Here is a 12,348-nt window from a genome sequence, read left to right as displayed (position 1 = left end):
AGCATTTTCGTGACCAGAGCTCTTTTTTTACGTAAAAGTGTTGCATTTCATGCAGCATTTATCGTGCTCGCTAGCAAATTCCTGCTCAGCCTTTCAATTGCTAACGCAATGAGAATTTATCAAAGTACTCAATAAATCGAGTCGCGGTAATGGATAGCGGCATGTTGCGCATAATCATGATACCCACTTGCGAAGGCGGCAGAAGCACGTCCAGCTTAATTTCGAATAGAGAGCCCTCTTCGAGCTCCTTCTTCACGAATTCCCTTGTGACGTAGGAGATACCAAGTCCGCGCTTCGCAAACTCGATCAGCAGATCTACGCTGCCGACTTCAATTTCAGGCCTAAGGGTGTAACCGTAGTTTTGGAACAATTCCGTGATCGCCATTCGTGCCCGACTATTGCGTGAGAACAGAATCAGATGGTGCTGAAGCAGCATTTCCAGCGAAAGGACGGTCTCCTTCAGATCGGCGTAACGAGCTCCCGCAACAAAACAATCCTGTAACTGAATACTCTCCTTCACCTCAAGCTGAGGATCCACAATCGGCATGCGCACGACGCCTAAGTCTATTTTGCCCTCTTTAAGAAAAGAAATGACCTCAGGTGTCGTCCCATGATTTAGATGAAGCCGGATGCCTGGATACTTGCGATTAAAGTCCTCCAAATACGGAAGCATGTAGTGCTTAAACAAGGAATCACTGCCGCCGATGCGCAGCTCACCGCTGTCGAGATTTTTGAGTGCGGCCATTTTCTCTTCAGCTATAGAGATCAAGATATGGGATTGCTCGATATAGGAATACAGCAAAGAACCTTCTTGCGTAAGCGCGACGCCTTTGGAATTTCTGTAAAACAGCGTAATGCCAAAGCTGTCTTCCAGCTGTTTGATCGCATGACTGACGCTAGGTTGGGTAATATAAAGTGCCTTAGCAGCTTGCGTTAAGCTTCCTGTCTTCGCGGCCCAATAGAATACTTTGTACAACTCATAATTGTTGGTCATAGACGTGGTCTATAGCTCCTCTGAAATATATGTATTACTTGTATAGATGTATTTCGTATTATAGTGGAACTACAGAAGAGATACCAGCGATTAACTGGAAGGAGTATGGAATAATGGAACCGACCACGTTTGTACTGTTTGGCGCAACCGGTGATTTAGCGAAACGCAAAATATACCCGGCATTATATAACTTATTCATCGATGGAAAATTACCGGAAGCTTTCACACTAATTGGTCTTGGCAGAAGAGAGCTGTCTAACGATACCTTTCGCTCCAATGTCGAGAAATCACTTCGTACGTATTCGAGACGTGAGGTAGTTGATGATCCAGCCTCGCTGGAGCGTTTTCTAGAAGCATTCCGCTACAACATATTGGATGTGGGCCGAATTGAAGATTACCGCAATTTGTTGAACCTCATCGAAGAGAGGGAGCAGCAGCTTCACATTACGAAACCGAATCGGATGTTTTATTTGTCCGTGGGTCCGGAGCATTTCGAAACCATTGCAGCTAATATCCAAGCAAGCGGACTTGGGGCTTCCCAGAAACGTCTCGTGATCGAGAAGCCTTTCGGTTATGATTTGCAATCTGCCCGGGATTTAAATGAAAAGCTGAGCAAAGCTTTCGCGGAAGAGGAAATTTACCGTATCGATCATTATCTAGGCAAGCCGATGGTGCAGAAGCTCGAGATTCTGCAGCAATCGAATCCGGTTCTGCAAGCCTTGTGGACCAACCGTTACATTGCAAATGTGCAAATTACAGCCAATGAAACGGTAGGCGTGGAGGAAAGAGCCGGTTATTACGATCATGTAGGCGCTGTGCGAGACATGTTCCAGAACCATATGCTGCAGCTTCTCATGATGCTGGCAAGCCATCTTCCTAATCACAGCGACACCGAGATGGTCCGTTTCAAGAAGAAGAAGGTCATGGAAGCACTTGAGCCGGTACAGAAACAAGAAATCAGCGCGAGCATTATCCGTGGGCAATACAGAGCTGGCACCATTCAAGGGAAACCCGTTGCCGGTTATCGTGATGAGCCGGGGATTGCGGACACATCCATGAACGATACGTTTATTGCGGCTCGATTGCAGATCGATGATTACTTCTGGCGCGGCGTTCCTTTCTATATACGAACAGGCAAACGCATGAAAGAGAAATCGACTCGAATTGTCATTGAATTCAAGGAGCCGTTAAAGGAGACATCCAAGGAGGCGCAGGCGTATGACCACAGACAAGCGCCTAATCTTCTGGTCTTTGAGATCAGTCCGAACGAAGGCATCGTGCTGCAGTTAAATACAAGGGACCCGCAGCATAAAGGGGAGTTCAAGCCGATCAATATCGACTTCCATGCCAGCCAAGACGACACGCCGGAAGCGTATGAGAACTTGATTCATGATGCCCTGAACGGCGATCCTAAATTCTTCGCGCACTGGGATGAAGTAGAACTGTCCTGGCAATGGGTGCAGCCGATCTTGGATGCTTTCCAAGCGAACACGGTTCCGCTCTATCCTTATGAAGCAGGCACTTACGGACCAGCCGCATCCGATGCGTTATTGGCAGAGGATGGCTATCACTGGTGGTTCGATGAACATACAGAACGTGAGAATGAAACACACGAAAAGGAAGGGGAACACTATGCTTACATCACAAACAATTGAGCAACTCGCAATCGATACGATCCGTACTTTATCCATTGACGCTATTAACAACGCCAATTCCGGTCATCCGGGATTGCCAATGGGTGCAGCACCGATGGCTTATACCTTATGGTCCAAGTCATTAAATCACAATCCGAGTCATGCCAAGTGGTTCAACCGCGATCGTTTCGTATTATCAGCGGGACATGGTTCCGCATTGCTCTATAGCCTTCTGCATTTGTCCGGCTATCAAGTATCGATCGATGATCTCAAACAGTTCCGCAAGCTGAATAGCTTAACGCCCGGTCATCCCGAATATGGCCATACAGACGGTGTTGATGCAACGACTGGCCCGCTTGGACAAGGGATTTCGATGGCAGTCGGCATGGCGATGGCCGAAGCGCATCTTGCGTCTAAATACAATCAAGAAGGTTTCCCGGTTGTCGATCATCATACGTATGCGCTGGTTGGCGACGGTGACCTAATGGAAGGTATTTCTTATGAGGCCATGTCGATGGCCGGACATATGAAACTGGGCAAGCTAGTCGTATTGTATGATTCTAACGACATCTCCCTGGATGGAGCGCTAAACCTTTCCTTTGGGGAAAATATTCAGAAGAGAGCGGAGTCGGCGAACTGGCAGTATATCCGCGTGGAAGACGGCAATGATATTACGCGAATTGCTGCAGCGATTGAAGCGGCTAAGCAGAATAATACACAGCCAACCTTGATCGAGGTTCGGACAATTATTGGTTACGGCAGTAAAGTAGCGGGTACAAACAAAGTACACGGCAATCCGATCGGTAAAGAAGAAGCCATCGCAACGAAGAAAGTATATGGCTGGGAGTATGAGGAAGAATTCACGGTACCGCAAGATGTGAAAGCTCATTTCGAACAACTGAAGCGTAATGGTGAGGCCAAAGAAGAAGCGTGGAATCAATTGGTTGCTTCCTATAAAGCCGCATTCCCGGCACAAGGCCAAGAACTGGAGCAAGTCATCGACGGATCCGTGGTGATTGCACCGGCCGATATTCTAACCTTCGATTCCGCTAAGACGGTTTCAACTCGTATTGCAAGCGGAAATGCAATCAATCATTATGTGAAAACCGTACCTTCCATCTTCGGCGGCAGCGCGGATTTATCGCACTCGACGATGACGGATATCAGCGGCGAGCAAACCTTCGCAGTGGGGTCATACTCAGGACGCAACGTTTACTTCGGCGTGCGGGAGCATGCAATGGGCGCTGCCGGTAACGGTATGGCTTTGCATGGAGGGGTAAAACCATTCGTTAGCACCTTCTTCGTATTCAGCGATTACTTGCGCCCGGCCATTCGTCTGGCGGCGCTGATGAAGCTGCCTTTGACTTATGTATTCACGCATGATTCCATCGCAGTCGGCGAAGACGGCCCAACGCATGAGCCTGTTGAACACTTGGCTGCCCTGCGCACCATTCCGGGCTTGACCGTCATCAGACCGACGGATGCCAATGAAACAGCAAGTGCATGGGCATATGCGCTGCAGCAGAAGGAAGGTCCGGTTGCACTCATCTTGAGCAGACAGAACCTCCCTGTATATGAAGAGACCAAGGGCAATATTGATGCGGTAGCAAAAGGGGCTTATATCCTGTCTGAAACGAACGCTCAGCCGGATGTGATCCTGATTGCAACAGGATCGGAAGTTTCGCTGGCCGTAAACGCCAAAGCTGAACTTGAGCAGGATAACATCTCCGTTCGCGTAGTAGCAATGCCGAGCAGAGAGCTGTTCGATCGTCAGTCGGCAGCCTACAAGGAAAGCGTTCTGCCTGCAGCTGTGACGAAGCGAGTTTCCATCGAAGCCGGCATCTCGTTAGGCTGGGAACGTTACACAGGGCTTGGCGGCAAGAATATATCGATTGATACCTTCGGTGCATCCGGCGCGGGTACAGAAGTGTTAGAGTACTTTGGATTCTCTACGGCAAATGTAGTACGTCAAACGAAAGAATTACTGAACTAATAGGCTGTTACATTACACCATAATGGAGGTCGTAAACCATGAAATTTTTTATCGATACTGCCAATGTAGAAGACATCAAGAAAGCCTATAAAACCGGCGTCCTATCCGGCGTAACAACGAATCCGTCCTTGGTTGCCAAAGAAGGCGTAAAGTTCGAGGATCGCATCGAAGAAATTTTAAAATTAGTGCCCGAAGTTGAATCCGTTTCGGCGGAAGTCACACCTGACGCTCTTAATGCCGAAGAAATGATCGCACAAGCCAATGAGCTGATCAAGATCAACAATAACGACCCTAACATCACGATCAAGCTCCCAATGACGCTTGCAGGTTTGGAGGCTTGCCGTTACTTGACTAAGAAAGGCGTCAAAACGAATGTAACGCTGATCTTCACGGTCAATCAAGCGCTTCTGGCCGCTCGTGCCGGCGCAACTTACGTGTCTCCGTTCCTTGGCCGCTTGGATGACATCTCCGAAGACGGTGTTCTATTGGTCTCGAAGGTCGCTGAGTTGTTCCGTATTCATAACCTGGATGCGCAAATTATCGCTGCTTCCGTCCGTCACCCGGATCACGTTACTCGCGTAGCGATGGCCGGCGCACATATTGCTACGATTCCATTCTCGGTCATCGAGCAAATATCCAAGCATCCGCTGACGGATCAAGGCATGGAGAAATTCGCTGCCGATTGGAAGAAAACTGTACAATAAACCCAGCATTAAGAGTAAAATCAGACCACTCCTCGGAGTGGTCTTTTTTGGGCACTCCCCGCTTTACATTTTCGAATAGAAATCAGCCATTTTACTGGATATAAGCTCTGTCACAAGCGTTAGCGATCTAAAAGTCGATTTTTTTGTGAAATAAGCACGCTGACAACCGTTACAAAGGCGGGGCTACCAGAGCTCAAGCGACTGTTATGATTTACCGGATTTTGAATTTGATCTAAACAGTGGAAACCGCCAATACGTGAAAGGACGTATTGGCGGTTTGTTTTTTGGCCAGACAACGCTTGCAACTGTCAACGAAAACAAACCAAATGTAATATTTCTTCACATTCGACGTTAAAATAATGATATTTTTTAAAGAAATAGTAGTTATGCATAAATATTCATTGCGTTGTAAGTCCGTCCTATAAACTGCCTACATTAAAAGCAGCTGGCTCGTACTTGTACTCCGCGCGGTCTATTTCGGGATGCATTACATTTTGCCTGCCGGAAAAAAATAATCCCTGTAACTGGAAACGATAAATTTAAAAAACTAGTAAAACCAACGGTTTGTAAACCTGTAAGAAATACTAATCACCCAACTGCTTTAATGAAGTAATCGGTAAACGCGTTGAAGAATATTGTCACTTTGAGGCGCCGCGTCGACGCGTTGAAGCGAATTAATCACATTGCATAAAGATACATACAGCCTACTTTAAGCCTATTTTTCGAAAATAACCCGAAGCAACCGATCCCTCCAATTCCCCCAACTCATGACATGTTTAAATCTTGTAAATGCAAGACTTCGGTAGATTGAGATGCTAAAAACGCTTTCGATTATGCTGAAATTCCCCCAATATACTGTAAATGTCAAATGGATTACAATGATTTCGAAGTCAAGCAGCCTAACTGCAGCATCAAATACTAGCGTTCGAAAGGAGTCATTTCATAGGGGATTTGGTCGTTTGAAGGCGCACTTGGTAAAGAAGTTCTAAAGATTTCAGAAAAGGCTACGAATCTCGCAAAAAAGTTTTGAGAAAATTCTAATAGTTTGGTATATTTCAACAAAAGTCAATGTAATCATTTTGTTGAGATCATGGGGAGGAATGAACAAGATGAGGAAGGTATCGAATTGGTTTTCCTGTTTGTCTGTCATCGCTCTTGTTGGAGTAATGTTGGCGGGTTGCAGCGGTAATAACAATGCAAACAACGCCAATACAACAACGAATAACAAACCTGCTAACACAACTGAAGCAACGAACACAAATACTACCACAAACACCGACACTACGACTGAAACACCCGCGACTCCTGATCCAAATACGCCTGTAGACGGCGGAACCATGACGATTGGCACATTCTCCGATATCGTCTCTGTAAACCCTATTTATATCAATGACACTTCTTCCGGCGATATTGAAACCTTAATCAACGCCAAGCTATACGACGTAGACCGCAATGCCAACCTGGTAGTTGAGCCTTGGTCGATTGCTGCCGAGCTTCCAGTGATCAGCGCAGACGGCAAATCATATACAGTCAAAATCAAAAGCACGGCGAAATGGAACGACGGTCAGCCGCTTACTGCAGACGACGTTCTCTTCACCTTCAACACGGTTAAGAACCCTGATGCCGGCGCACCTGGTATCAGCACAGTCGACAAAATCGATACCATCACTAAAGTCGATGATACAACGATTGAATTCAAACTGAAGCAAGTGTATGCACCATTCCAATACACGCTTGCAAGCTCCCTGGTTCCTTCCCACATCTTGAAGGATGTACCGGTGAAAGAGCTGAGCAAGAACGCATACGGCGTAGACCCTGCAAAAACCGTTACAAGCGGTCCATGGAAATTTGCAGAGTGGAAACAAGGCCAGTACATTACGCTTGAAGCGAACCCGAACTACTGGGGTGAGAAGAAGCCGCACTTGGCTAAAATCATCTACAAAATTTACGCTGACCAAAACACGGAAGTACAAGCCTTGATCAAAGGCGACATTCAAATGTCTCCAGCGATTCCGGTTACCCAAATCGATGCAATTAAGGCCAAAGAGAATCTGAACGTGATTCTTGCTCCAGGTCCTCAATACGAATACGTACAATTCAACTTCAAGGATGAGAACTTCCCTGATAAATATTCACCGTTCAAAGGCCAGAAAACACGTCAAGCCATCGCTACTGCACTGAACCGTCAAGGTATGGTCGACAATGTTCTTAAAGGAACCGGTAAGCTGATGAACTCGCCATTCCTGCCAGGCTCATGGGCAGATCCAGGCGACCAAGCAGTGAACTACGCTTATGATGCTGAGAAGGCTAAAGCACTTCTAGCTGAAGACGGCTGGGTAGCTGGCAAAGACGGTATCCTTGTGAAAGACGGACACCGCTTCTCCTTCGAACTGCAATACAACGCCGGCAACAGCCGTCGTGAGCAAGTTGCCGCAATCATTCAGCAGAACCTGAAGGATGTTGGCGTTGAAGTAACGCCTAAAGGCATTGACTTTGCAACATGGATCGACCAGAACATCACGCCTGGTAAATTCCCTGCCATTCTGCTTTCCTGGTCCCTGTCTAACCCGGATCCGGATGCAGAGAGCATCTTCTCTTCGAAATATTACCCGCCAACCGGCCAAAACGGCGGCTGGTATAAGAACGAAGCAATCGACGCTTTGTGGACGAAAGGTCAACTGACTACGGATCAAACAGAGCGCGCAAATGTGTACCATGAAATCGGCAAACAAATCTCGGTTGACCTTCCTTATGTATTCTTGTACCAATATGGGCTTCCGCAAGTTATAGACTCCACGAAGATCCACTGGGCTGAAGAAGACAAACCGGAATCTGCTCTCGGCTACGGCTACTTGTACCATGCAATCAACTGGTGGGCAACAGAATAGGTTCGACAATCATACTGCATAACTGATCAGGGGAAGGGCCAACAGGCCCTTCTCTTGTGTTCAGTAAAAGGAGGGGCGCTGAAATGACTGAATATATGATACGCCGAACACTGCAATCCGTCCTTGTACTTTTCTTAATCTCGATTCTTACCTTCATCATGATTCACGCCGCACCTGGCGGGCCGACGAAGATCTTTCTGGCACCGGGCTTATCGCCGGAAGCCGGATTGGTACAAGCGCATAATTTGGGACTCGACCGTCCGATCTATGTGCAATATGCGATTTGGTTAGGTAATTTGCTTACGGGCGATCTCGGTTATACGTTTAAAAATCATATTCCGGTCGGTGATATTCTATGGCCAACCGTGCAGAACACGATGGTATTAATGGGCGTTGCCTGGCTCTTCTCACTCTTGATCGCAATCCCTTGGGGGATTTATAACAGTACAGCCGAATATGGACTATCCGACCAGACGGCCAACTTCGTTTCCTATGTCGGATTCGCGATGCCGACGTTCTGGTTTGGTATTATATTGCAGGAGTATTTCTCGCTCAAGCTCGATCTATTGCCTTTATCGGATATGTATACCATGGGCAAAGAGGGCAACCTCGGCGACCTGTTCATGCATCTCATTCTTCCGGTATCCGTATTGACACTCGGATTTCTGGCCGCGTACACGAAGTATTCGCGCGCGAGTATGCTGGAAGTTCTGAATCAAGATTATATTCGTACCGCTCGTGCAAAAGGGTTGAAAGAGGGAAGGGTTATTTTCCGTCATGCCCTGCGCAATGCACTGATTCCAATCATTACGATACTAGGTCTCGATCTGCCGATTCTCGTAGGCGGAGCTGCCTTAACAGAGCGCGTGTTCAACTGGCCTGGAATGGGACGCCTATTCGTAGATATGGCTGTAGCAAGGGAATATTCCGTGCTGATGTCCATTACGCTGGTCGTATCCGTGATCGTCGTAGTCGGCAACCTCATTGCTGATATCTTATACGCGGTTGTCGATCCGAGGGTGCAATTAGGTTCCAAAGGAGGCGCGGCATCATGAGCAATACTGTTCTTGAGAAGAAGTCCGCCTCCGGTACGCAAGCGGCCATGGGCAAACGTCCGGACGGTCCGTGGAAGACCGCGTGGAAGAAGTTCCGCACCAACCCTTTTGCCGTTACCGGACTAGTCATTCTCTCGATATTCGTCATTGCGGCGTTTGGAGCTAATTTGTTCTCGCCCTACGACCCTACGCGCATCGATATGATGTTTCCGAATTTACCTGCAGGTACGGATGGTCATCTGCTCGGTACGGACGAGCTGGGTCGAGATATTTTCTCCAGGCTGCTGCACAGCTCCCGGATCTCCCTTACGGTTGGTTTCTTAGTTGCGTTCGTATCCGTATTTATCGGTGCGCTGGTCGGCGCTTTTGCCGGCTACTTCGGCGGCTGGGTGGATACGATTGCGATGCGCTTCGTTGATGTCATGAACTCGATTCCGACGCTGTTTCTGAACATTTTGATTCTGGCGATGTTTGGCTCGAAGATTTCGTATATGATTCTCGTTCTGGCTTTGACGAGCTGGATGGGCGTAGCCAGGCTTGTCCGCGGTACGTATTTGCAGCTTCGCGAAATGCAGTATGTAGAGGCAGCTAAAGCTACAGGCGTATCGGATCTTGGTATCATTTTCAGGCACCTGCTTCGCAATGCTTCAGCTCCTATCATCGTTACGGCAACGCTGATGGTAGGCGGAGCGATTCTGAGTGAATCGGCCCTTTCCTACCTTGGACTTGGTGTTCAGACGCCGGATACAAGCTGGGGACTGATGCTGAGCAACGCGCAGGAATTTATGCTGACTGATCCGCTTCAGGCGATTTATCCGGGACTATGCATCTTGCTGGTTGTGCTGGCGGTTAACTTTATTGGGGATGGCATTCGTGATGGCCTAGATCCTAGGAAGACAACGTTACCTCGAAGGAGGCTAGACAGATGGCGGAAAAAATTCTCCAAATCCGGAATTTAACAACTGGCTTTCTGTCTGATAAAGGTTTGGCCAAGGCGACGGATCGGGTTTCGTTTGATTTGGAAAAAGGGAAAACGCTTTGCGTCGTCGGCGAGTCCGGCAGTGGCAAGAGTGTGACGGCAATGTCCGTCATGCGTCTTATTGATTACGCAGGCGGCTTGATCGTAGATGGCGAGGTTCTATTCAACGGTCAAGATCTAGTGAAGAAGAAACAATCCGACATGCTCAAAATCCGCGGCAATTTGATCACGATGATCTTTCAAGATCCGATGTCTGCGCTCAACCCGGTCTTTACGGTAGGTGATCAGATCTCAGAAGCGCTGCGTATTCATAAAGGCTTGAAGAAACAAGAAGCATGGAAGCAAAGCATCGAGATGCTGCGCCGCGTCGGCATTCCGGCACCGGAAATTCGCGCGAAGCAGTATCCGTATGAAATGTCCGGAGGGATGTGCCAGCGTGTCGTCATCGCAATGGCGCTTGCCTGCAACCCCGAGCTGCTGATTGCGGACGAGCCGACAACGGCGCTGGACGTAACGGTTCAGGCGCAAATTCTGGACCTGCTGCTCCAATTGAAGAAGGAGTTCAACATGTCGATGCTGCTGATTACCCATGATATGGGCGTAGCGGCAGAAGTGGCGGACCGCATCGCGGTCATGTACGCGGGGACCGTAGTGGAAGAAGGAACGGTGAAGGAGATCTTCAACGGGCCTCGTCATCCGTATACGATTGGATTGCTTAAATCCATACCGGGCTTAGAAGGGGAGCGGGGCGGCGATCTGTATACGATCAAAGGCTCGATTCCACCGATCAGCCAGCTGCCGGAGGGCTGTCGTTTCCACCCGCGCTGTCCGTATGCCATGGATATTTGCCGTCATAAGGAGCCGGTTATGCAGACTTCAGCATCGGGGCATAAAGCCGCATGCTGGCTGGATGACCAAGATGGAGCAGACCCAAGGCCTGGTGCATTAAGCGGCGGCGAAGAGCTGAAAGTGACGATTAAGAGCAAGGTGGAGGTGGCACATTCATGAGCGGCCAATATTTAGTCGAAGCCTCCAATGTGAAGAAATATTTTCCGATTAAGAGCGGCTTGCTGAACCGTGTCGTGGGACAGGTTAAGGCGATTGACGACGTTTCATTCGGTATCCGTGCCGGAGAAACCTTCGGTCTTGTAGGCGAGTCCGGCTGCGGCAAGTCTACGCTTGCCCGCGTATTGCTGAATCTGAAGCAAGCGACAGCCGGAGAAATTAAGTTCGAGGGCCGGAATATTCAAGAGGTAGGAAAGAGCGAGCTTCGCAAGCTTCGCGAAGAGATGCAAATTATTTTCCAAGATCCGTTCGGATCGCTGAACCCTCGGTTTCTTGTGCGGGATCTGATTGGCGAGCCGCTCAAGGTTCACCGCAGGATGACGGCCAAAGAAATCGATGACCGCGTCGTGGAATTGATGGAGCTGGTCGGCTTGGATGCTTCCCGGCGCAATCGGTATCCGCATGAGTTCTCAGGCGGTCAGCGTCAGCGGATCGGCATTGCCCGGGCAATAGCGCTCAATCCCAAATTCATCGTGGCCGATGAAGCGGTGTCGGCGCTGGACGTTTCCGTTCAGTCGCAGGTGCTTAACCTGATGGTGAAGCTGCAGAAGGATTTGGGGCTGACTTATCTATTCATTGCGCACGGCCTTAATGTCGTTCGGCATATTTCCGATCGCGTAGGGGTCATGTATTTGGGCAAAATGGTCGAAGTAGGGCCGACAGAGGAGCTGTTCGCGAAGCCGCTTCATCCTTATACGTCGGTACTGCTGTCGGCGATTCCGCAGCCGACAACGGAGCGGAAGAAGGATCGCATCATATTGGAGGGGGACGTTCCGTCTCCGGCCAACCCGCCTTCGGGCTGCCGCTTCCACCCGCGCTGTCCGTTCGCGCAGGAACGGTGCAAGACAGAGCAGCCGCTGCTGCGCGTCGTCATGGATGAGCGGCAAGTCGCGTGTCACTATCCGCTGCAAAGCTAATTTGTTTAGAAGAAGCTGCCCCAAAAGTGTATGTAACACTTTTGGGGCAGCTTTTTTTGCGCGTTTGGGAGTGTCTATAAATAGGTGCAACACCACTTTCGAAGCAGGCTCGCGTTTAT

9 protein-coding genes are annotated in these 12,348 nt (G+C 48.9%); 8 read left to right on the top strand and 1 reads right to left on the bottom strand.

Translation table 11 applies throughout. The features are described 5' to 3' along the window. Positions 1-100 precede the first annotated feature (100 nt). Positions 101-994, bottom strand: a complete 894-nt coding sequence (locus tag BLW29_RS06865) for a LysR family transcriptional regulator (RefSeq protein ID WP_090977612.1) — start codon at positions 992-994, stop codon at positions 101-103. Positions 995-1,107: 113 nt separating this feature from the next. Here BLW29_RS06865 and zwf point away from each other — a divergent pair, with 113 nt between their 5' ends. The 8 genes from zwf (at position 1,108) to BLW29_RS06825 (ending at position 12,229) form a co-directional block, all read left to right on the top strand. Then, a complete protein-coding gene (zwf, locus tag BLW29_RS06860) occupies positions 1,108-2,649 on the top strand; it encodes a glucose-6-phosphate dehydrogenase (protein ID WP_090977610.1) in 1,542 nt (513 codons plus the stop codon). After that, positions 2,627-4,621, top strand: coding sequence for a transketolase (gene tkt, locus BLW29_RS06855; protein ID WP_090977608.1), 1,995 nt, complete (start codon positions 2,627-2,629; stop codon positions 4,619-4,621). The genes zwf and tkt overlap by 23 nt, the downstream gene beginning before the upstream one ends. A gap of 38 nt (positions 4,622-4,659) precedes the next feature. Further along, positions 4,660-5,325, top strand: coding sequence for a fructose-6-phosphate aldolase (gene fsa / locus BLW29_RS06850; RefSeq protein WP_090977606.1), 666 nt, complete (start codon positions 4,660-4,662; stop codon positions 5,323-5,325). A gap of 1,109 nt (positions 5,326-6,434) precedes the next feature. Then, positions 6,435-8,213, top strand: coding sequence for an ABC transporter substrate-binding protein (locus BLW29_RS06845; protein WP_090977604.1), 1,779 nt, complete (start codon positions 6,435-6,437; stop codon positions 8,211-8,213). 83 nt (positions 8,214-8,296) lie between these two features. Beyond that, on the top strand, positions 8,297-9,268 hold the full coding sequence (locus BLW29_RS06840; RefSeq protein WP_090977600.1) for an ABC transporter permease: 972 nt from the start codon (positions 8,297-8,299) through the stop codon (positions 9,266-9,268). Next, positions 9,265-10,227, top strand: a complete 963-nt coding sequence (locus BLW29_RS06835) for an ABC transporter permease (protein WP_090977598.1) — start codon at positions 9,265-9,267, stop codon at positions 10,225-10,227. The genes BLW29_RS06840 and BLW29_RS06835 overlap by 4 nt, the downstream gene beginning before the upstream one ends. Further along, complete coding sequence (locus BLW29_RS06830; RefSeq protein WP_090977596.1) at positions 10,194-11,255, top strand: ABC transporter ATP-binding protein; 1,062 nt, start codon at positions 10,194-10,196, stop codon at positions 11,253-11,255. The genes BLW29_RS06835 and BLW29_RS06830 overlap by 34 nt, the downstream gene beginning before the upstream one ends. Beyond that, positions 11,252-12,229: an ABC transporter ATP-binding protein gene (locus BLW29_RS06825; RefSeq protein ID WP_090977592.1), complete on the top strand. Its 978-nt coding sequence runs from the start codon at positions 11,252-11,254 to the stop codon at positions 12,227-12,229. The genes BLW29_RS06830 and BLW29_RS06825 overlap by 4 nt, the downstream gene beginning before the upstream one ends. Positions 12,230-12,348: the final 119 nt, after the last annotated feature.

This window comes from Paenibacillus sp. CF384 (assembly GCF_900106745.1).
GTDB lineage: Bacteria > Bacillota > Bacilli > Paenibacillales > Paenibacillaceae > Paenibacillus_Z.
Note: the sequence above shows the minus strand (reverse complement) of the source record. Positions and strands in the feature narration are given on the sequence as shown.